Here is a 21,791-nt window from a genome sequence, read left to right as displayed (position 1 = left end):
CCATTGCCAGGAGGTTTGGATGTATCCCTATCTGTTCCGCCCCATCCGCATCAACCGGCTGGAGGTCAAAAACCGCATCGCCTACCCGGCCCTCGGCCTGGCCTTTTCCCATGACCAGCGGCTCAACGACCGCTATTTCAATTACTTCCAGGAGATCGCCCGGGGCGGTGCCGGAATCGTCACCGTGGGACCCGTGGGGGTCGACGTCATCGGCGCCGGTTTTATCGTGCTGACCCTGGACAACGACGGCGCCATTCCTGATTTCAAGCGCCTCACCGACATGATCCGCCGCGAAGGGGCCAGCCCATGGATCCAGCTCTTCCATGCCGGCGCCTATTCGCACCCGATATTGATCGACAACCAGACGCCCATGGCCCCATCGGCCGTATTCTCCAAATACTCCCGGACCACCCCCCGGGAGATGACCCTCGAAGACATTCTGGGGGTTCAGGAAGCCTTTGCCGCGGCGGCGCGGCGCGCCCGGGAAGCCGGTTTCGACGGGGTCGAAATCATCGCCAGCGGCGGATACCTGCTCACCCAGTTCTGGTCGCCGCTCAAAAACCAGCGCACCGACCCGTACGGCGGCAGTTTCGAGAACCGGGCGCGCTTTCCCCGCGAGACCATCCAAAAGGTGCGTGCCGCGGTGGGGGACGACTTTCCCGTCGGCGTCCGCATGGCCGGCAACGACTTCGTACCGGGCAGCAACACCGATTCGGAAACGCCGGCCATCGCCAGGGCGTATGAAGCGGCGGGCGTGGACGTGATCAACGTCACCGGCGGCTGGCACGAGACCCGGGTGCCCCAATTGCCCATGGAGCTGCCGCGCGGCGCTTACGCCTACCTGGCCTTGAACATCAAGCGGGCCGTGTCCGTGCCGGTGATGGCCTCCAACCGTATCTCCGATCCAGAAGGGGCCGATCGACTGCTGCGCGACGGGTGTGCCGACATGGTCAACCTGGGCCGGGTGCTCATCGCCGATCCCTTCTGGCCTCAGAAAGCCTTCGAAGGGCGCGCCGCCGAAATCCGGCCCTGCACGGCCTGCGGTCAGGGGTGCGCCGACCAGGTGTTCACCGGCCAGCCGGTCTTTTGCGCAGGCAATCCCCGGGCCGGATTCGAGGCCGAGCGGGTGATCGAGAAGACCGACACGCCGCGACGTATTCTGGTGGCCGGCGCTGGTCCGGCGGGCCTGGAGGCGGCCGTCACCGCCGCCCTGATGGGGCACCGGGTGGAGCTTTTCGAACAGGCACCGGACATCGGCGGGCAGCTCTGGCTCGCCGGCGCCCCGCCGCACAAGCAGGAGTACCTCGAGTATATCCGCTACTACCGGGCCATGCTCAACCGGCTCGAGATCCCGGTGCATCTCAACACGCCGGTGGATGCGGCGCTGATCCGCGCCCAGGCGCCGGACCACGTCATCGCCGCCACCGGGGCCGCACCGCTGCGGCCGCCCATACCCGGCGCGGACGCCGAAGGCATATTGACCGCCTGGGAAGTGCTACGCCACAACCCGCCCCTGAGCCGCGAGGTGGCCATCATCGGCGGCGGCGCCGTGGGACTTGAAACCGCGCTTTTCGTAGCCGCCAAGGGCACCATCTCCGCCGAAACCCTCGCCTTCCTGTTCACCTACCGGGCGGCTTCCGAGGAGCGGCTGCGCGAGTTGGTCTTCAACGGCAGCTCCAGGGTGACGGTTTTCGAAATGCTGCCCCGGGCCGGCGGCGATGTGGGACGCTCCACGCGCTGGGTGCTGTTCGAACGCCTGAAGCAGTACGGGGTGACCATCGAAACCGGCGCGAGGGTCACCGAATTGACCGCCCTGTCGGTGGCCTGGGAACAGGACGGCACGGCGCATCATCGGGCGTTCGACCAGGTCGTCGTGGCCTCGGGCTCGTGTCCGGTCAACACCCTGGCCGAGCGTCTGACGGCCCAGGAAATACCATTTACGACCGTGGGCGATTGCACCGGACCGCGCAAGATCCAGGACGCCATTCACGGCGGCTTCCTGGCCGCTTTCAACCTCGACCGGAAGCAGAAGCAGGGAGAAGCCGCATGAGCCAGAATCTGTATTTCACCAAAGCGCACGAGCAGGTGCGCGCAGCCATAAGGGATTTCGTGAACCGGCGGATCAACCCGTTCATCGACGAATGGGAAGAGAAGGGGGCCGCGCCGCTTCACGATCTGTTCAAGGAGATGGGGGAACTGGGGTTCCTCGGCATTCGCTACGACGAGCGGTACGGCGGCGAAGGCCTCGACTACTGGTACGAGACCGTGATGCTCGAAGAGATCGCCCGCGCGCGTTGCGGCGGCGTGCCCATGGCCATTGCCGTGCAGACCAACATGGCGACGCCGGCCATCGCCGAGTTCGGCAGCGATTATCTGAAAGAGAAGTACCTGGCCGCCGCCATCCGCGGTGAGATGGTGGGCGCCATCGCCGTCACCGAACCGGACGCCGGTTCGGACGTGGCGGCGCTGAAGACATTCGCCCGGCGGGACGGCGACACCTATGTGCTCAACGGCTCCAAGACCTATATCACCAACGGCACCCAAGCCGATTTTCTGACCCTCCTGGCCCGCACCAGCGAGGCGCCGGGATATCATTCGTTCAGCCTCTTCGTGGTCCCCACCGATCTGCCCGGGTTCAAGATCAGCCGGAAACTCGACAAGCTGGGCATGCGCAGCAGCGACACGGCCGAGCTCTACTTCGACGACCTGCGCATTCCGGCCGATCACCTCATCGGCCAGGAAGGCGAAGGCTTCATCTACCAGATGCGGCAGTTTCAGCACGAGCGATTCTCGGCCCTGCCGATCTGCTACATCGGCGCGGAAGAGATGATCCGCGAAACCGTGGCCTACATCAAGGGGCGCGTCGTCTTCGGCAAGCCTTTGATCACAAAGCAGGTGCTGCGCCACCGGCTGGTGGACTGGCTCAGCGAAATCGAGTGCCTGCGGCAGCTCACCTATCACATCGTGCGCATGAAGATGGCCGGCCAGGACGCCACCCGGGAGATCTCCATGGGTAAATTGATCGGCGGGCGTCTGCTCAACCAGGTCGCCGACGGCTGCCTGCAGATGCACGGCGGCATGGGATTCATGAACGAGATGCGCGTGTCCAGGTTCTTCCGGGACGCCCGGTTGATCTCCATCGGTGCGGGCGCCAGCGAAGTGATGAGCGATATCGTCGCCAAGCTCGAAGGGTTTTAGGGTGTTGATGTCTTAAACTCAGTGGCAGTTCCATCCACTTCAGGAGGGTCGACGTGTAACCAAAAACCATTAAAAAAGGAGCTGGGTCATGAAGATCAACATCGGTTATCTGCTCTACAAGCGGGCCATGCTGAGTCCCAAGCTGGAGGCCCTCGTGGTCGGAGATGTGCGGCGTTCTTTTCGGGAGTTGAACGACGGCGCCAACCGGGTCGCCAACGCCATGCGCGAGATGGGAATCAAACCGGGGGACCGCGTGGCGGTGCTGGCTTTGAACGAGCCCGAATACCTGGAACTCTTCTTCGGCCTGGCCAAGATCGGGGTGGTGATGGTGCCGATCAACCATCGCCTGGCACCGCCCGAGGTGGCCTACATCGCCAATAATTGCGGCGCGGAAGCCCTCATCTTCGGCAAGGAATTCGCACCGGTGGCCGAGGCCATCCGCGCCCAGATCCCGGCCAAGACCCTTATCGGCATCATGGACAGCCCTCCGGCGTGGGCCGGCGCCTACAAGTCAGTCATCGATACCGCCCCGGCAGACGAACCCGAGCACGTCGGCGGGGATGACGACACCCTGACCATCCTCTACACTTCGGGCACCACCGGCCGGCCCAAAGGGGCCGAGCTGACCCACCTGGGCTACTACCACACCTCGGTCAATCTCAAGGCCACGCTGGGTGAGGTCGGCAACCGGATGCTGATGCCGCTGCCGCTGTTCCACATCGGCGCCCTGGCGCCGGTGCCCATGTGCGTGCACTTCGGCTCTGCCATGATCTTCCAGCGCGCCTTCGAGCCGGCCGAGTTTCTCAAGCTGATTCAGACCGAGAACATCTCCTGGTTCGGCTCCGTTCCCCAGGTGTTGATGTTCCTGCGATCGGTGCCGCAATTCGAAACCTTCGACTGGTCCACCATCAAGCTGGCCCTGGTCTATGCAGCGCCCGTGCCCGTGCCCCTGATCCAGGCCTTTGCCGAGAAGGGCATGGGGGTGCGCCAACTCTACGGTTTGACCGAATGCACGGGCCCGGCCTCGGTCATCGACGCGGAGTGGGCGATCAAGAAAGCCGGATCGTGCGGCCCCCCGTTCTTCCACACCGATATCCGGGTGGTGGACCTGGAAGGAAAACCCGTTGCCCCTGACCAACCCGGCGAGGTGCTTATGCGCACCACCCACCTTATGAAAGGCTATTACAACAACCCCGAGGCCACGGCCCAGACCATCATCGACGGATGGCTCCATACCGGCGACATCGCCCGGATGGATGCCGACGGCTTTTTGTACATCCTGGACCGCAAGAAGGACCTGATCATCTCCGGCGGAGAGAATATCTATCCGGCCGAGGTGGAGGAGTGCCTGCTGGCCCACCCGGCGATTGCCGATGTCGGGGTGATCGGCGTCACGGACGAACAGTGGGGTGAAGCCGTCAAGGCCATCGTGGTGCTCAAGAAGGGCGAGAGCCTCACCCAGGACGCCCTCAGGGAGTGGTGCCGGGACAAATTGGCGCGATTCAAGACGCCCAAGCAGGTGGTTTTCACGGATCAGATCCCGCGCACCCCCACCGGCAAGATCCTCAAGCGGCTGCTGCGGGAAAAGTTCAACTAGGGCAGCGCTAACCCTGCCTTTCGCCGTAACGACGTCGATCCGGACTGCAAGGTGAGCGGCATCTTCCGTGCACCCGCGATACGAATGTTCAAACCGATGCCCGGGCTTCGGTCCGGGCGTATTTTTGTGGCTTGACACCTACATGGGATTGATGCTTTTTTGCTTCAAAGTTTGGATCTATCGACCACTTTCAAAATCGCACATATGGGAGCGCCAGCCATGAAAGGATCATCATGATTTCACGAATTGACCATGTGGCCGTTGCGGTGAAGGACTACCCCGCGGCGCGCGCCTTTTTCGAGAAGGTGCTGGGCGCCATTCCCTGCGCCACGGCCCGTGACGACCGGATGAAGTATGTCTGGCAAAGCTTTGCCCTGGGCGACCTGAGCCGCATCGAACTGCTGCACGCCACCGAGGCGGGCAGTTTCCTCGACCCGTTTCTCGCGGATCGCCAGGGCAGCGTGCACCACATCACCATGCAGACCCTCGACATCGAGGCCGCCAAAAAAACATTGGACGCGGCGGGGATTCCCTACTTCGGATACAACGAGTATCCGGATGCCTACTGGAAGGAGCTGTTCATCCATCCCCGGCATGCCTTCGGGGTACTGATCCAGATCGCCGAGTTCGAGGCCGACGAGTGGCTGGCGCCGGAGGTGACCATGCCCCGGGGCAAGGCTTGGGAAGTGACCCGCACCGACACGGGCTGCACCCTGAAGATGGCCCATCCGGGCGGCGGAATCGTCGAAAAACACCTGGACCGGGATCAGATCGACGCGTTGATACGGGAGTTGTCGGCCATGACATAGTTGATGGAGATGATTGCCCTGGTCACGACTTTTCACATGGCCATCAAGGTTCGAGCGCGCACGTCGAGGTGGTGAAAGCCTCCCGGTCGGCCTGGCCGATGCGCTGCCAGCCTGCTTTTTCCAGAAATTCACCGGCCGGTTTCTGTTCGGGCTCGAAGACCAGGAAGCAGACCTGGTCGCCTTTCTTGAGCTGGATGCCGTCTCCGAAGGGGATGAGGCGCTCGTTGCGGCGCACGGCGGCGGCCAGCAGGCCGTTGCCGCTGTAACCGGCCAGCGGCGGATCGCCGTTCGTCTCGCCGATGGTGTCCGGGGCGGGCTGCCAGATGTCGAGGTACACCTGTTCGTTGTTGAAGCGGCGCTGCCAGATCTCCACATCCGCGGTGGCGCCGAAGAGCAGATGGGCGCCGGCCTGGTGCAGCATCTTGACGGTCAGGGAGGCGGTGTCGGTCTTCAGGACAGCATAGAGGGGGATCTCTTTGGACTCCTGCTTGACCTTCTGTACGAAGAGATAGTTGACTTCGTCGTTGGCGGTCAGGGCCAGGACCCCGCGGCGCGTGTCGATCTCGGCGCGCAGCAGGTTCCTCGATTGCAGTCCGTTGCCGTAGATGACGCGGGTGCAGTCCTGTTCGGCGGCCTTGCAGTGGTCGGCGTTGGAGTCGATCAACACCACCTCCTGGCCGGTCTGTTTGAACAGCTTGGCCACGGCCCGGGCCAGGGAACCGGCGCCCAGAATCACCCACCCCGCCTGACTGGGGCGCCGCAGGCCGAGGAGGCCGGCCATGGGGCCGCCGGTCAATCCGGCGAAGACCACCGTGACCGCGATCACCAGGAACACCAGGGCGCGCAGTTCGTACCCGCCGGAAAGGCCGCGTTCGGCGAAGGCGGCGGCGAAAAACGAGGCCACGGCCGCGGCCACGATGCCCCGCGGACCGATCCAGGCGATGAAGGCCCGCTCTTTCCACTTGAGTTCGGTCATGCCGGTGCCGGCCAGCACGGCGGCCGGACGGACGAGAAACATGAGCACGAGGACCACGCCCAGGGCCGGCCAGCCCAGGTCGGCGACCTGGGCCATGCGCACGTCGGCGGCCAGGAGTACGAAGAGCATGCCGATGAGCAGAACGGTGAGTTCTTCTTTGAATTCAACCAGGTCTTGTAGAACGTAGGTGCTGAAATTGCCGATGACGAGGCCGGCCATGGTCACGGCGGCGATGCCGCTTTCGGCCAGCACCAGGTTGCTGCCCTGGAACAGGGCCAGGACGATGGACAAGGTGAAGACGTTTTCGGTGCCTTCGGGGATCATGCGCCGGAAGCGGTAGAGAAACATGAGCGCCAACCCTGTCGCTCCGCCGGCCAGAGCCCCGAAGCCAAGGCGCGACACCACATGCCAGCCCCACACCAGGGGGCTGCCGTGGGCCGGGCTGAGGGCCGCTTCCAGGGCCACGGCGGCCACCACCGCGCCGAGGGCGTCGATGAGCACCCCCTCGGCTTCGAGCACCACGGCCACCGAACGTTTGACCTTGAGGCGTTTCAGCAGTGGATTGATCACCGTGGGGCCGGTCACCATGACCAGGGTGCCGAAGAGGATGGCGCTCTTCCAGGGCCACTCCAGAATGAAGTGGGTCGCCGCGGCGGCCCCGACGACCGTCACCGCCCCGCCGAGCAGAATGAGCTGCCGCACCGATCGCTGGGCGCGTCGCAGCCGCCTGAACTTCAGGTTCATGCCGCCTTCGAAGAGAATCACCGCCACGGCGAATCCGGTGAGAATGCCCAAGGCCGGGCCGAGGGCCGCGGGATGGATGAGGCCGAGGCCGTCCGGACCGCAGGCCACACCGGCGGCCAGCAGCAGAACGATGCCGGGCACCCGGAGATGATGGGCCAGAGTCTGGGCCGCCATGCCAAGGGCCAGGGCCAGTGAAATGGTCATGCCCGGATTCTGGGCGAGGCCGGCCGGCGTCATTTCAGCTCCTTGATTTTTTTCAAATCGCCGTCGCGGCCCAACATGATCAGCACATCGCTGTCCTTGATGGTGAAATCGGCGTCGGGCACCATCCTGAAGCGTTCGGGCACCAGTTCCTTGACGGCGATGATGTAGACTTCGTAGCGTTTGCGCAGGTTCAGATCCTTGAGGGTCTTGCCAATGAACGAGGGCGGCGGGTCGACCTGGACGATGGTGTAGTCTTCCTCCAGGGGCAGAAACTCGAGGATGTTGGGCGAGGTGAGCCGCAAGGCCAGGCGCTGGGCCATGTCCATGCCCGGCCGGATGATTTCGGTGGCGCCCAGCTCCTTGAGGATTTCGCCGTGGTCGTCGTCCTCGGCCTTGACGATGATGCGCTTGATGCCCAGGCGGCTCAGGTGAAAGCAGATCAGGATGCTCGGCTTGATGTTGGCCCCGGTACTGACGATGACCGCATCCATCTCCTTGAGTCCCAGCCCCTTGAGCGCCTCCATGTCGGTGACGTCCTGCACGATGGCGCTGGTGCAGTGGGGTTCGATGGCCTGGACCCGCTCCTTGCTGCGATCGATGGCGATCACCTCGTTCTTGTTCTCGTAAAGGGCCCTGGCCACGTAGTATCCAAAACTTCCGGCGCCGATGACGGCGAATCGTTTCATGGGAATTCCTTTCTTTGCTATCCGATCATCATGTTCTCTTCGGCGTACTGGACGCCTTTGGTGGCCCCGCCGCCGGCAATGATATAGGTGAAGGCGGGCACGCCCACGCGGCCGATGATCATCAACACGATGATCACCAGTTTGCCGGACCACGTAAGCGCCGCGGTGATGCCCATGGAGAGGCCCACCGTGGCAAAGGCCGATACGGTCTCGAAAAGAAAGCTCAAAAACTGGCGGTTGCCCGAGATGCGCGCCCCATGGTCCGGGTCGAACATCAGGATCAGGAAGACGGCCAGGCAAACGGCGGCCAGGGAGAACACCAGCACCGAAATGCTCTTGGCGATCGTCTCCTGGGGAAGGGTCTTGCCGAAAAGGTTGGCGCACTTGCGCCGCATCAGCCGGCTCCACGAAAAGGTGGCCAGGACGGCCAGGGTGGTGGTTTTGATGCCGCCGCCGCACGATCCCGGCGAGGCGCCCACCAGCATCAGGAACATCATGAAAAGCAGGGTGGCCGTATTGAGGCCGGCGATGTCCAGGGTGTTGAAACCGGCCGTGCGGCAGGTCACCGATTGGAAAAGGGCGGCCATGATCCCCTGCCCCGACCCCAGGGTGCCGGTCAGGGAGCGCTCCGAAATCAGCAGCACCAGCGCGCCGGCGGCGGTCAGTCCGATGGTGGTGGCGATGACGCTCTTGGTCTGCAGGGACACCTTGCCGCTCCGGCGGCCCGTTGCCCGCTGGAAAAGCTCGTACACCACCGGAAATCCGATGCCTCCCAGCACGATCAGGCCGCCTACCGTGAGATTCACCAGGATGGACGTGCGTTCATCCATCAGGTTGTTGCTGAATTGGGAAAAACCGGCGTTGCAGAACGCGGAGACCGAATGGAAAACGGCTTTGAAGAGCGCTTCGGGCCAGGGATAGGTCGATTGCCAGTGGGCGAAGAGCAGCACGGTGCCGGCCGCTTCGATCGCCAGGGTGAAGACGAGGACCGATCGGATCAGGGCGTAGATGTCTTCCCGGGGTGCATGCGAAAAGACTTCCTGCATGGCCATGCGCTGTTGAAACACCACCCGTTTGCCGATGATCTGGAAAAGGGCCACGGAAAGGGTCATGATGCCCAGGCCGCCGATCTGGATCAGAAAGAGGATCACCGCCTGGCCGAAGCTGGTGAAACAGGTGGCCGTGTCCACGACGATCAGGCCGGTCACGCACACGGCCGAGGTGGCGGTGAACAGGGCGTCGACGGGGGCGATGCCCCGGCCTACGGTGGCCGCCGGCAGCATTAGGGCCAGGCTCCCGATGACGATGGTCGCCAGGTAACTGGTCAACAGCAGGTTGGTGGGATGGGCGTGATAAAGGCGCCGGTGCAACCAGGATGAGAGCGGGGGATCTGGCATGAACACTCCTTGGTTTTGGGCCGGCTCAATATTTGCGCTGCCGCAGGATCGTGAAGACCAGCCACAGCCCGAGGACGCCGGAAATCAGGTAGCCCACTACGCCCAGGGCAGGAAATCCGAACAGAAAGGGGCCGATACCGGTGGTGATGATCATGGAGGAGCCGATGATCATGGCGGCGATGATGATCCCGAAGGTGAGCCGGTTGATGATGCTGTCCAGGGTATGAATCAGGCCGCCGAGGTTTTCGTGCCGGAATCCAAAGGTCAGTTTGCCCTGTTCGGCCTGGCCCAGAAGGGTCTCCATGCGCCTGGGCAGGGATTGCTGCAGGCTGAAAAATTCGAAGAGCGTAAACCGCAGGCGCCTGAGCAGCGATTTAGGTTTGAATCGCCGCTTGGCGAGCGTCGTGATCTGGTCCCTGGCTTCGGCCACGATGTCCAGATCCGGATAGATGCGCCGGGCCGTGCCTTCGGCCGCCACCAGGGCCTTGATCATGATGACCAGGTCCGGCGGCAGTTTGAGACGGTGGGTCCTGAGCAGGTCGGTGACCGCCATGAGCAGGGCGCCGATGTTCATCTCCTGAATGGGAACCGCATGGTGGGCATCCAGAATGTCGAGCAATTCCCGTTCCAGGGCTTCGCGGTCCACTATCTCCAGGGCATGGCCCACCCGCAGAAGGGCGTGGACCATGGCCTCGCCGTCCTTTTCCAGGACCGCCTTGAGCAGCTGGATCAGTTCATGGCGATCGCGCTCGGCCAGCCGGCCCGTCATTCCCCAGTCGATCAGGCAGAGCCGTTCCTGGGGGGTGACCAGGACGTTGCCTGGATGGGGATCGGCATGGAAAAAGCCGTCTTCCAGGATCTGTTTGATGGCGGCACTCAAGCCCGCCCTGGCCAGCGATTCGGGGTCGGTGAGCGTATCGATGGGCAGCTGCTTGAGGGGCGTCCCCTGGATGAAGGTCATCACCAGCACGCGCTCGGTGCAGTAGTCTTCGTACGGCTCGGGGATGTCGACCAGCGGCTTCTCTCCCGCCCGGCTGCGGGCGATTGTCATGTTCCGGGCTTCTCTTTTGAAGTCCAGTTCGCGCAGCAGCGTTTTGCGTACATTTTGCACCAGACGGGGCAGATCGAAGCTTTCGAGTTCTTCGATACGTTCATGAAGCAGATCGGCCGCCATGGCCAGGATGTCCAGGTCGCTCTTCATTTTGGCCCGGATGCCGGGGCGTTGTACCTTTATGGAAACGATATGCCCTTCCTGTTTCAATACGCCCCGGTGCACCTGGGAGATGGAGGCGGCCGCCAGCGGTTCGACATCGAAGATGGAAAAGATCTCGTAAAGGGGCCGCCCGGTGCTCTCTTCCACGACCGCCTGGATCTGGGCCAGTTCGACCGGCGCCACGTCGTCCTGGAGCCTGCTCAGCTCTTCGATGAGCCCGGGTGGCAGCAGGTCGGGACGCAGGCTCATGATCTGTCCGAACTTGACGAAAGTCGGACCCAACTCTTCGGCTGCATGGCGGATCCGTTGGAAGGTGTTCAGCCCGTCGTTCGCACGGGTGATTCTTTTGAGAAGCCCGACGCCGGGCAGGTCGAGACGGTCGATGAGATCGTCGAAGCCATACTTGAACAGGATCATGACGATCTCTTTAAAACGGCCGAGCCGCATCAAGGTTTTCAATTCCATCATATGTCTTTCATAGGGCATGAATGCGAGTGGGCGCTATATTAATTTTTTGGCCAACTATTTGCAACGACAATTGGGGTGTATGGCCGAGGATGGTCAGTGCACTTTTATTATATTGAAATAAAAGGATATTGAGGTGATTCGGCCGCTGGTCGCCGCCGAATGCCGCATCGGGCCGCCGACAGGGGTCGGTCGGCCTGTCAAATTACTGACTGTCGCTCCTGGCCGGGGCTCGTATTCGAATGGACTGCCGGATAACACGCTATGGAAAAGATTCGCATCACCGCCGTCGAAAAGACCGTTACCAACTGCATGATCGAGACTTTCGATACCATGCTTTCCATGGATCTGAACAAGGTGGGCAAGGTCACCGATCCGGGACTCAATGAAAAACGGCTGGTGGGCGCCGTGCATTTTGCCGGCGAGGTGGTCGGCACCATGAGCCTGCATGTGAGTCAGGAGTTCGCCTCGCTGATGACGACCGCCATGCTGGGCATCGATGAGAGCGAGATCGACGGTGTGGAGGAGATCAAGGATGTCCTCGGCGAGCTGGCCAATATCATCAGCGGCAACTTGAAGAGTGACTTTCTGGACAGTGACCTGGCCTGCGTGATTTCGACCCCCTCGATCACCCGCGGCTCCGATTTCAAAATCGAGGCCAGCAAGATGGGCGATCTCAATCGATGGATCTTCAGGCACAAAAAGCATGAAATCATCGTCGAAATTTCCCTCAAGGAAGATATCGGCGCCAAGCGCGAAATCGCCGGCATCGCCCAGTTGGAAAGCGCCGAAATCCTGTCCAAGATCAATTCGGTGGATATTCCCACCACCGTGATCAACGCGGTCATCGACGTCTTTTACACCATGCTCTCCATGGAGACCGAAAATATCCCGGCGGTGCCCGAAGGGTTCCGTGAAGATAAACGCACGGTGGGCACGGTCAGTTTCGCCGGCGATGTGCAGGGATTGTTCAACATCCAGGTCAATGACGACTTTGCCCGCACCATGACGGCCGCCATGCTGGGCATGGACGTCAGCGAGATCGAGAGCGAGGAAGAGGTGTTCGACGTGATGCGTGAACTGAGCAACATCATCGGCGGCAACCTCAAGTCGGCTTTTGTGGACGTGGGCCTGTCGTGCGTGCTCTCCACACCGGCGATCACCAATGGCATGGATTTCCGGGTCGAGTCGCTCAACATCATCAAGACCCAGCGGTTTCTGTTTTCGTGCGGCGGGAACACGATCATCGTCGATGCCGGAATCAAGAAAGATGAGCTGGATGCGCCGGTGGGTTCCGATTTTTCGCCCGAGGAGCTCGCCAAACAGGATGCCCCCTCCGTTTCGGAGGAAGCGCTCGATGACCCATGGCGCAACCTCGACCTGATCATGGAGATTCCCCTGGAGCTGACGGTGGAGTTGGGGCGCACCAGCAAGCGCATTTACGATGTGCTCAAGCTCAACCAGGGATCGGTGGTCGATCTGGTGCAACTCGAGGGCGAACCGGTCGATCTGCTGGTCAACGACACCCTGATCGCCAAGGGGGAGGTGGTGGTGGAAAAGGAAAAGTACGGCATCCGCATCGTCGAAGTGGTCAGCCGCATGGAGCGGGTCAGCAGTTTCAGGTTGTAAACCCGAACCGCCGTCGCATCAGCCATTCTGATTGAATGTGATTCACCTTGAAGGGCGCGCCTTCAAAAAGTTTTTTGATTAAAAAATTCGCCTCGCAACGGACATGGCAGGCGTGGGTGGAGCAGGTGGCCAGGGCCACGTGAGCCATGCGGTTTAGTGTCGCTTGAATGCAAACGGCGGACAAGCGGTCCAGACTGTTTGAGCGCAGCGAGTTTCTGGGCCGCCCGCCGTGCATTTTAGCGACACTTGACCGCTTGGCGTGTGGCATCGACCACCTGCTCCACCCACGCCGGGTTTAATGAATAGCCTTGAGTTAGAGTCGCTGCCGTCACATCGTTAGGCTTGCAAAAAGAGATGGATTCGTTATGATAGCCATTAATGACCACGGGCGCCGAATTCATTTCCAGGATGCATGCCATGTCTGAAGAAAAAATCATCTCCATCGAATCGTTGGACAAAGCATTGTCCATGATGCTGCAGAACATCATGCGCATGGTGCCGGAAAGGGACCAGCAGGATGTGGCCCTTCAACGTCTTCTGGCCTTCCGTCTGCGCATCGATGGGGAGAGCGCCACGCGAGAGTATCTGATGCGCAAGATACGGGATATGATCCAGTGCCGTTACAACGGCCGACTCTATGATTTCGTCAAGGACGACCACTTTTCCGCGGCCTGTGCTCCCCCGCCGCCAAAGCGCACCGACCCACCCGAAACCGCCTGAAACCCTTGATACGTGCCCATCCGCAAAGGCCCAATGCGCCTGTTTGTGGACGGACACGGATTCGTGATTCAACCCCGGCCTCGGCCGGACGGCCTAAGGCCCCATGTACACCCGCGCCAGATCGTTGTCGATCACATAGATGCAAACCGCCTTGGCGCCCTGGGGGGTATAGCCGAATTTGGCCGTCAGGTTCTTCATCAGGTAGGTCACATCGCCGCGGATCCTGCGGTCGTAGGTTTTAAAATCCTCCTCACCGAAATCCTTGATGGCCCTGCGGAAATTTTCGTTTTCAAGGAAGGGATCGAGCACCTTTTCCTTGATGTTGTAGATGTAACGTTCATTGAGTTTTGCGAACAGGGTGGTTTGACGCAGGTCCTTGACGTGGCTGGGCACTTCCAGGGGAAGGGTCTGGGTGGCATACTCCTTCTGGACGTCTTTGCGCAAGGCGTGGCGCTCGGCCCGCGAGGCGCCGGAACCGAGGATGCGCCGCTCGAAATGCCCCAGGTACTCCTCGGTGATTTCAATCTTTTCCCCCGTGTAGGGACAGCGCTCGACGGATCCGGGTTCGAAATTGACGGCAAAGATGTAGTTCTGGATCTCGACGGCGATCTGATCCTCGTTGTAGTAATACAGGGCCTCTTTCACCTCCTGCAAGACCGCGTAATCGTACATGTGCAACAGGGAGTCGAGGAAGCCGTCGGGTATGGAAGCGCGCAGATCCTTGCGGGACCTGAAGAATTTGCACAGGGTCGACATGTCGATCAGTTCGCCGTCTTTGGCGTAGGTGGTGTAAAACTCGCCGAAAATTTTGATCGAATCGCGACCGGAGATCCCGTGCTTGCCTTCGTTTTCGGCCTCGGCGATGATGCGCCTGCGCCTTTTGGCCGTCAGGCGTTTGCGATCCTCTTCGCTCAGCCAGGTGGGAATATAGCCGGTGTAGATCTCCATCTTGAGCAGTTGCAGGTTTTTGTCGCAATACCGGCTGTATTTTTCCGGTTCGCCGATCCACTCCAGAAGGGCCTCGGACCGCAGGCTCAGCCGTGAAGAGATGATGATGCGCGAGAAGTTGTGCAACACGCGCGGCAGGAAAGCGTTGTCGATGTGGCGACCGAAGATGTTGCGGTAGATATCCACCTCGGTGTTGTGGTCCAGCACGTAGGAGATGTTGATATAGGCAATGCGGTCGGAAAAAGACTGAATGTTCTGAATGTTTTTTTTGTCTTCGGGGTTCATCAGGGCCATGAACAGGGAGTTGACGTTTTCCTCGATGTCCTGGACCTTGTGAACGCCCTCGGAGATGATGTTGTGCAGTTCGATAAGACGTTCGATGTTGTGTGACTTGATGTCCATCAGGGCATAGAGTCCGTTGTTGGACTTGGCATAGCGCGAATAGAGGTACTGCACCTGGTTGCTGTCTCCAAATAGCCGGTTGATGCGGCTCTGAAGCATCTCGTTGGTCAGGACGGATTGCTTCTGGGGGCTGTCGCCGGGATTGAAGACATTGATGCCATTACCCAGGCGCCGGTTGAAATGATAGGGCCTGGCCCACAGCATATCGAAGACCCTCAAGGGGTCCTTGAATCGGCGTTGCAGGATGTCGAACAGGGAGCTGCAGATGGTGCACGGCTGGTCGCTGAAGACCCACTCGTAGTCCTTGTGCGTGAATAAGGCATATTTGAAGGCATCGTTCTTGAATAAATCGTCGAAAAAGGCGCGACGCTGGGCCTTGGGCACCAGCAGCAGCGGGTTGTCGTGACTGGGGCAGGGGATGTCGATATACTGATCGCTGCGCCGCCGCAGCATTCGGGATTTGATCCGATCGTACTGGTCCTGCTGGGATTCTTTTTGCAGCTGGAACAGCCTTTCCAAGATGGAGAAAGTCTCGTCGCTCACCGCCGGACCGCCCAGGGCCGAGGTGTCGATGCGCCAGATGGTTTCAAAGCGGGTGCCCTCCTCTGTATTGGCATACGCTTCGAACTTGGTCAGCAGATTGTTCAGAAACGTGCTTTTGCCGCAGCCATGCGGCCCATCGAAAATGTAGATTTTGTTTTGCTGGGCGCCCTGGCGCATGCTTTCCACCTGTTTGACAAACCGGTTGGCAAAGAGCCGGTCGGGCAGAAACGGATGGTCCGAATCCTCCACGAAGAGCCGTGTGCAATCGTAATCCACATATTTGATCGACTCGGGGTCGTCGGGATATTCATCGACACCGGTGCCCACATAGGCTTTGACCATGTCGTGAAAATACTGAAACACATTGCGAATCATGGTGTCGGGTTGCTGAACCACCCGTTCCAGAAAGGCTCTGAAGGTGATGGGAAAATCCTGGTCCAGCGTGGCCTGTGCCCGTTGAATCTGATGCATGGCCTTGTCGATGTTCGACGCGGGTTCGCTGATGGCTGTTTTTTGCACCATGGTAAATTGCCTTGTTGGTTCTGAACCGGTGATGCCGGTAGCTTTAAGTGTTAAGTTTAAAGTGTTAAGTTAAAAGTGAAGGTATGGTGTCGATTTAAGATTTTAGATTTTCTAACCAATTGAATAGACTGTTGCCTCATAGCCACCCTGATACAAACTGCTGGCCGCCGGCATGGGTGCCGGCCGTCCCCCTTTAGAATCTTTCGTGTTTCCATTGTCATTCCATGAGTTGCCGTTTGATCTGGCGATTTTCCATGCTGTAAACCACGCGCTGCCAGCGGAGCTCGGGCTTTTCGGGTGTGTCGACGCCGGAGGTACCAGAGCGCGGTCGATCCGACCGGGGGCCGGTGGGGGCCAACTCGTGGGTCTCGAGCATCACCGGCCCTCCCCAAAGATATTCGATGCCCAACAGGGTGTTGGGTATGAAATCCTTGAGCAGGGGTTTCTCCTCGAATGTGTGAATCAGATAGAGGGCGTTCTTCTTTTTGCCCTTCTCGTAATCGATGACGATTGTCGGCGGATGATACAGCGATTGGCGCAGCATGTCGCGGTAGGCCTCCGCGTCGCGACTTTTTACGTAGTATTCCCAAACCATTTTGCTTTCGTTGAGTCGTCGCCCGGCGACGAAGAGCCGGTGGCGGTTCACGAAATCCTGGGTGACGAACTGGTGGATTAAGTTGAAATCGCTGAGATTCTCACGCACGTAGAAGATATATTCCCGTCCGTTGCCCGCATGGGTGTCGAAAGTATCACGGATATGCGCATCGTTGAGCCGTTGGAAATCCCAGTGCAATTTGCCTTTGTCGGCCGCCTCTTCGATGTCGTAAAACAGGCGCATGCCCAGCGCGTAGGGATTGAGGCCCACACGGGGCATGGCCGTGACCCCGGCGTTGACCCTTGCAAATTCGACTTCATGGCCCCGGATGCGGTCGTCCTGAAGGAAGAGCGTTTCGTGCCAGTAGCTGGCCCACCCCTCGTTCATGATCTTGGTGCGGATCTGGGGTTGGAAGAACAGGGAGGTCTTGCGCACGATTTCGATAATCGTCTTCATCCACTTGTTCTCTTCCTTGTTGACAAATTCGGAATGCGCCAGGATGTGTTGGAGCAGATCGTTGGGTCGTGTGGTTCGGGTACTTTTGTATTTGGCCAGCAGGGCCTTGAATTCAGGATAGCGCCGGTCCACTTCGGCAAAAAAGATGTCCTCGAAAAGTTCGCCGATCTCTGTCCGGCACTGGTTGTAGCGTTCGATTTCCTTGATGTATTCGTTGGTTTTCACCTTCTTGACGTCCTGAAGAAAAATATCGAAGTAATAGTCCAATCGCAGCGTATGTCGGGTCGTGGCAACGGGGAAAAGATTTTCCAGCTCCTGATAGTAGCCCACCAGGTTGTCGATGCTGCGGCTGAATTCGATGACATAGTCGACCCATCGGCCGTGCTCGGAGCGCAATTTTGCGATGACCCGTTTGTCCGACAGGGCCTCTCCGGTAAAGTCGTAATCCCAGGTGTGGCGAAAGAATATGTTGTTCTGGAAAAAGTCGATGTGCGCCAGCACATGGTAAAAGATCATCACATTGAGCCAGTCGGGGTTGTTGTCGTTGTAATAGGAGATCGCCGGCCGCGTGTTGATCACGGTCTCATAGGGATTGCTGGGATAGAGTTCATATTTGCCCTTGCCCTTGAGCACCTCCACGTCGTGAACCCAGTAGTCATAGAGAGTGGGAATCATCAATTTGGGCGACAGCTCGAGCAGGTCCCGGTTCGTCACCACATATTCGAGGGACTCGTCTTCAAAGCGCAAGCCGGCTTCCCGGGCGCGCGTTTTGCATCCCTCCATGATGTCCTTGGTGTGTTGGTCGATCAATTCCACGTTATCTCTCCTGGTGCATGCTACTTCTCCTGGGAAATCAGGTGGCGAATGCCCTCGATCAGGCGGGACTCGTCGGCATCGTCATCCAGAATGTCCATGCGAATCAATTCCGGAGATGCGGTCAGCAGGCCGGATCGTTTCACATATCGTTCCACTTCTGTGGCGCTGCTGGAGCTGTGCCGCGCGACGGTGATGCCGACGCGGTTGGCGTAACCGAGCATGATGTTGAGTTGCGGGATTGCCTCCCGTCCTTCGGTATCCCAATCATCGCCGTCCGTGCCGTGAAAGACGTAGATGTTGTAGTCCTTGGCCAGGTTTTCCTCTTTCACGATGCTGTTGACCAGTTTGTAGGCAGACGATACCTGGGTGCCGCCGGCCACCTTGGAGTTGTAATAGGTGTAAAAATCGGGGACTTCCTTGGCCTTGGTATCGTGCAGAACGAACCGGGTTTCGACCTGGTGGGTGTATTGGTAGAGCAGCCAGCTGTAAATCAGCACGTGCTGGGCCACCACCAGTTCGGTCGTCTTGCCCACCATCGAGCCCGAATAGTCGCGGACGAAAAAAACCATGGCCTGGGATTCGAGGTCCTTTTCGCGGCTCAGGATGCGGTAGATCATGTCCTTGGGCGAGATCAGGAAGCCGACCGGGTCGATGTCGTAGACATCGGGAATGTTGCCCAGGTGGATGTTGGTCTCGACGATCTTGCGCAGGGTGGCCTTTTTATCCAGCACCTGTCCAAAACCCCGGTGGCGGTCGGTCAGGTCGTAGGTGTAACGGGTCAGCGAGCGCTTCTTGCCTTTGTCCTTCAGATTGGGCAGTTCGAACTGCTCGGTGAGGATGCGTCCCATGTCATAGGCGGTGGACTCCAGCTCGTGCTCTTCGCCTTCGCCCTGGCCCGGACCGGCGCCGCCGCCCTGTTGGGTCGGACGCACCGGCTCTTCGCCGATCACATCACCCTCCTGGCCTTCCCCCGAACCGGCGCCGGCCTCTTCCTCCTCTTCCTGGCGAAACGAGGGATCGTGGATCAATTTTTCCTCGGCCGTGGTGGGAACCACGATGACCTTGTCGTGGCCGCCGCGTCCCGGTTTGATCATGCGGCCCACCTTGAGTTTGCGGGGGAAGCCGTCCTTAGCCCGTTGCCGGTCTTTTGCCAGCAATTCGTCGATGGTGCGGATGTGGGCGTAATAATTGCCCATGCCCACGGTCAGGTCCTGGAGCATGGCCATGTCGTTGAAAGCGTAAATGCTCGGTTGGACGGGCGGGGCCTTGGGCGCCCCCCGGCCCTCTTCCATGTGCGCTTCGCTTAGACGGATCTCGGCGAGGATTTTCTCTTCCTGTTCCGGAGAGAGCCCCTTTTCCTTGAGCGATTGATAAATGTCCCAAAGGCTTTTTTTCATCTAGTTCTCATCTTCCTGGGTGCAGAAATACTCGATCGTTTTCTGTGCGCATGTCCGGCAATACCCCAGTTTATTGAGCATGGTGCTGATCATGCGGTCGTAGAGCTTCTGGTTCTCCTCATTGGTGCGGTTGGCCAGGGCACCGATCAAGCTGCCCGCGCCGGCGATGTCCGACTTGAGCCGCACATCGGTGACCGCCTTGACCAGCTCGAGGTTGTCCATGAAATCATAATTGGGGTCCACCGAGATTTTCTGGCCGTAGATCTTGCGGATCGAGGTGCGGAAGGTATCCCGTTGCTCTTCGGTTTTCAGACCCAGGCGTTCCTCCACGCTCTTGACGAAGCGGTCGTCGATTTTAAGGGCCCGCAACTCGCCGGTCTGGGGGTCCTTGTATTTCCACATCTTGTCCGGACCCAGGTTCTCCGCGTCGGTGCCGATGATCATGTTGACGTAGTTCATCACATCCTTGCGGATGGCCAGCGGTTCGTCCATGTAGGCGTTGAACATCTCGGTCATGATGCGCTCGCGGTAGAGCCCCTTGGCCAGCTTGAGGTCTTCCAGGTACTTGGCCCGGTCATTGGCTTCGGATACATAATCCAGGATGATGCGCTCCAGGGCGCGGAAGACATCGTAGGCGAACATGCACTGGCCTTCGTTGGTCTCCGAGCTTTCGGTGAGCAGCTGGATGGCGCGTCCCAGATTGCGCTGGCCCAGTCCTTTTTGGCCGAAACGCTTGGTGATGTCGGGCTCCTGGTTGAGCGTATCGATCACCTCGGCAAGGGTCTTGATGCTCTTTTCTCCGGCCACCTCGCCGGCGGCCAGCTTCATGGTCTCGATGGGCGTGAGCTTTTCAGATCGGGGCAGGCGGGTCAGCACCGTGGCCACCGAAGCGGCGTAGTTGAGATTGGGATCCTGGTGCAACGCCTCGCGGGTCAATGTGGTGCGGGCTTCGGTGCCGATGGCGTAGCTGGTCAACTCCGACTGCATCTTGTAATTGGTGTTGTGCGAGACGTAGCAGATGCGGCAGCGGTCCACGATGGGCGCCTCCTCCTTTTCCGACAGGAAGCGATTGAACTCCGAATTGTTGCTGGTGGCGATGATCAGGGTGTCGATGGGCCATTTGTAACCATCGATTTCGATGTTGCGGTTCTGGATGACGCCCAGGTAGACTTGGACCAGGTCTTTCTTGTTCTTGTAGATTTCGTCGGCAAAGTGGATGCCGCCGCCGGCCACGCGCGCCAGGGCGCCACGGCGCAGGTCGAACCGATAGGGGTTGTTGGTGTCGGTGATGTGCAGCAGACGTTGAATCGACTCTTCGCCCAGCAGGTCGACGGCCGACGAGGTAATCTTGTCCTTGGCCGGATATTTGCCGGTCACCGTACCGAGGCTTTCGGTGAGCGGCACCGGGATGATCTCCACGAATGCGAGCATTCGATCCAGGTCGCCGTCGCAATAGTTCCGTATATCGTTCCAGATATAGCCGCTGCAGGCGCCCAGGGGGCGATAATCGTCGTAGATTTTGTCGATGGCCCGGTCGTCGAATCCGATGTCGCGGGCGAGAAGCGCCTTGTTTTCATTCGGGTCGTCGAAGAGGTTCATGGCCAGTATCATGGGGTCTTCGTAGGTCTGGGATTCGATGGTGGAAATACGGCCATAGCTGCCGAGCGCATCGATCCCCTTGAAACGGAAGGTGTATTTCCGGTTCCTGGGCTGGGACAGAAAGGCGCGGTACTGGGCGCAGAGAAATTCCACGAAAAAGGTTTTGCCGTTGCCCGGCTCCCCAACAAGAACGAAGGCCATCTCCTTGGAGGATCCGCCCTCGGCCGCATCTTTTACGTACGAGACAAAGCTGTTGATCTCGTCGTAGACGCCGATCACATGCTTTTTGCCCTGCCTGAAGATGCTGAAATCATAGGTGGTTCTTCCGTTAACGACCACCTTTTCGATGTGGCTTTCCAGAATCATGCGGGCCACGCTCTGAAAGGCATTTTCGAACGAACGGGCACCTTCCCTGACCTGCAGGCAGTGATGGCGCAATTGGGTTTGGTTGTGATTCTGAGTTTGGGTGTTGATTTTGACCTGGGCTTTTTTGGCCATGACATCCCCCATCGTTGATAGATAGTGTTGACGACTGGTGTTTGCAGGTGCATCCAGGGGTGGATTTGCCTTGAGTGCGCCTTCGTAGGGATCCTGCAAAACAAATGATTGCATGTTCAGGAGGAGAATCGCGTGCCTTGGGAACCGGAGCGGGTGGTGGTCTGGATCAGGTCGAGTTCTGCATGGGTGTTCACTACACATCAATTATAGTGCTGGAAGATGGGGACGCAACTTTATTTTGGCGGCGCCAGCGATTCTATCTGAATGCTTTGCATTAAACCCGGCGTGGGTAGAGCAAGTGGCCGATGCCACACGCCAAGCGGTCGAGTGCCGGTAAAATGCACGGCGGGCGGCCCAGAAACTCGCTGCGCTCAAAC

General features: G+C 59.6%; 14 protein-coding genes. 6 read left to right on the top strand and 8 right to left on the bottom strand.

Annotation, left to right across the window (positions count from 1 at the left end; genetic code table 11):
• Positions 1–19 precede the first annotated feature (19 nt).
• The 4 genes from DFT_RS17900 to DFT_RS17885 all read left to right on the top strand — a co-directional run bounded on the left by DFT_RS17900 (position 20) and on the right by DFT_RS17885 (position 5,604).
• Positions 20–2,050 carry an oxidoreductase gene (locus DFT_RS17900; protein WP_054032649.1) on the top strand — a complete coding sequence of 677 codons (2,031 nt, stop codon included), beginning with the start codon at positions 20–22 and terminating at the stop codon, positions 2,048–2,050.
• Positions 2,047–3,198, top strand: a complete 1,152-nt coding sequence (locus DFT_RS17895; RefSeq protein WP_054032648.1) for an acyl-CoA dehydrogenase family protein — start codon at positions 2,047–2,049, stop codon at positions 3,196–3,198. Before DFT_RS17900 ends, DFT_RS17895 begins: the two co-directional genes overlap by 4 nt.
• An 88-nt stretch (positions 3,199–3,286) precedes the next feature.
• Positions 3,287–4,795 (top strand): long-chain-fatty-acid--CoA ligase, encoded by a 1,509-nt coding sequence (locus tag DFT_RS17890; RefSeq protein ID WP_054032647.1) that lies wholly within the window; start codon positions 3,287–3,289, stop codon positions 4,793–4,795.
• 233 nt (positions 4,796–5,028) lie between these two features.
• A complete protein-coding gene (locus DFT_RS17885) occupies positions 5,029–5,604 on the top strand; it encodes a VOC family protein (RefSeq protein WP_054032646.1) in 576 nt (191 codons plus the stop codon).
• A gap of 43 nt (positions 5,605–5,647) precedes the next feature.
• Here the strand turns inward: DFT_RS17885 and DFT_RS17880 are convergent, their stop codons facing one another.
• From DFT_RS17880 to DFT_RS17865, 4 genes are read right to left on the bottom strand one after another with little or no spacing between them, the layout of a single operon-like run.
• Entirely contained in the window at positions 5,648–7,561 is a 1,914-nt protein-coding gene (locus tag DFT_RS17880; RefSeq protein ID WP_054032645.1) for a cation:proton antiporter, read from the bottom strand.
• Positions 7,558–8,214, bottom strand: coding sequence for a potassium channel family protein (locus tag DFT_RS17875; RefSeq protein WP_054032644.1), 657 nt, complete (start codon positions 8,212–8,214; stop codon positions 7,558–7,560). Before DFT_RS17875 ends, DFT_RS17880 begins: the two co-directional genes overlap by 4 nt.
• Positions 8,215–8,231: 17 nt before the next feature.
• A complete protein-coding gene (locus DFT_RS17870) occupies positions 8,232–9,611 on the bottom strand; it encodes a TrkH family potassium uptake protein (RefSeq protein ID WP_054032643.1) in 1,380 nt (459 codons plus the stop codon).
• A 25-nt stretch (positions 9,612–9,636) separates the two neighbouring features.
• Positions 9,637–11,292, bottom strand: coding sequence for an ABC1 kinase family protein (locus DFT_RS17865; protein ID WP_054032642.1), 1,656 nt, complete (start codon positions 11,290–11,292; stop codon positions 9,637–9,639).
• Between the two features lie 261 nt (positions 11,293–11,553).
• Here DFT_RS17865 and fliN point away from each other — a divergent pair, with 261 nt between their 5' ends.
• A complete protein-coding gene (gene fliN, locus DFT_RS25570; protein ID WP_083453618.1) occupies positions 11,554–12,918 on the top strand; it encodes a flagellar motor switch protein FliN in 1,365 nt (454 codons plus the stop codon).
• A 417-nt stretch (positions 12,919–13,335) separates the two neighbouring features.
• Positions 13,336–13,638 carry a hypothetical protein gene (locus DFT_RS17855; protein WP_152972072.1) on the top strand — a complete coding sequence of 101 codons (303 nt, stop codon included), beginning with the start codon at positions 13,336–13,338 and terminating at the stop codon, positions 13,636–13,638.
• A gap of 93 nt (positions 13,639–13,731) precedes the next feature.
• On the opposite strand, the gene DFT_RS17850 is transcribed toward DFT_RS17855, so the two are convergent.
• The 4 genes from DFT_RS17850 to DFT_RS17835 form a co-directional block, all read right to left on the bottom strand.
• The gene (locus tag DFT_RS17850; RefSeq protein ID WP_054032640.1) at positions 13,732–16,053 is read right to left on the bottom strand and encodes a serine protein kinase PrkA; all 2,322 of its coding nucleotides are present in this window, start codon (positions 16,051–16,053) and stop codon (positions 13,732–13,734) included.
• A gap of 217 nt (positions 16,054–16,270) precedes the next feature.
• Entirely contained in the window at positions 16,271–17,920 is a 1,650-nt protein-coding gene (locus tag DFT_RS17845; protein ID WP_054032639.1) for a SpoVR family protein, read from the bottom strand.
• 20 nt (positions 17,921–17,940) lie between these two features.
• The gene (locus DFT_RS17840) at positions 17,941–19,317 is read right to left on the bottom strand and encodes a DUF444 family protein (RefSeq protein WP_054032638.1); all 1,377 of its coding nucleotides are present in this window, start codon (positions 19,315–19,317) and stop codon (positions 17,941–17,943) included.
• Positions 19,318–21,414, bottom strand: a complete 2,097-nt coding sequence (locus DFT_RS17835; protein ID WP_054032637.1) for a serine protein kinase — start codon at positions 21,412–21,414, stop codon at positions 19,318–19,320.
• Positions 21,415–21,791 lie beyond the last annotated feature (377 nt).

The sequence above is a fragment of the Desulfatitalea tepidiphila genome (assembly GCF_001293685.1).
GTDB classification, from domain to species: Bacteria; Desulfobacterota; Desulfobacteria; order Desulfobacterales; family Desulfosarcinaceae; genus Desulfatitalea; species Desulfatitalea tepidiphila.
This window is presented reverse-complemented; position numbering and strand designations above follow the sequence as displayed.

Coding starts and splice junctions, on each gene's coding strand:
- DFT_RS17900 (WP_054032649.1), top strand. CDS start 20: ATGTATCCCTATCTGTTCCGCCCCATCCGCATCAACCGGCTGGAGGTC.
- DFT_RS17895 (WP_054032648.1), top strand. CDS start 2,047: ATGAGCCAGAATCTGTATTTCACCAAAGCGCACGAGCAGGTGCGCGCA.
- DFT_RS17890 (WP_054032647.1), top strand. CDS start 3,287: ATGAAGATCAACATCGGTTATCTGCTCTACAAGCGGGCCATGCTGAGT.
- DFT_RS17885 (WP_054032646.1), top strand. CDS start 5,029: ATGATTTCACGAATTGACCATGTGGCCGTTGCGGTGAAGGACTACCCC.
- DFT_RS17880 (WP_054032645.1), bottom strand. CDS start 7,561: ATGACGCCGGCCGGCCTCGCCCAGAATCCGGGCATGACCATTTCACTG.
- DFT_RS17875 (WP_054032644.1), bottom strand. CDS start 8,214: ATGAAACGATTCGCCGTCATCGGCGCCGGAAGTTTTGGATACTACGTG.
- DFT_RS17870 (WP_054032643.1), bottom strand. CDS start 9,611: ATGCCAGATCCCCCGCTCTCATCCTGGTTGCACCGGCGCCTTTATCAC.
- DFT_RS17865 (WP_054032642.1), bottom strand. CDS start 11,292: ATGATGGAATTGAAAACCTTGATGCGGCTCGGCCGTTTTAAAGAGATC.
- fliN (WP_083453618.1), top strand. CDS start 11,554: ATGGAAAAGATTCGCATCACCGCCGTCGAAAAGACCGTTACCAACTGC.
- DFT_RS17855 (WP_152972072.1), top strand. CDS start 13,336: ATGTCTGAAGAAAAAATCATCTCCATCGAATCGTTGGACAAAGCATTG.
- DFT_RS17850 (WP_054032640.1), bottom strand. CDS start 16,053: ATGGTGCAAAAAACAGCCATCAGCGAACCCGCGTCGAACATCGACAAG.
- DFT_RS17840 (WP_054032638.1), bottom strand. CDS start 19,317: ATGAAAAAAAGCCTTTGGGACATTTATCAATCGCTCAAGGAAAAGGGG.
- DFT_RS17835 (WP_054032637.1), bottom strand. CDS start 21,414: ATGGCCAAAAAAGCCCAGGTCAAAATCAACACCCAAACTCAGAATCAC.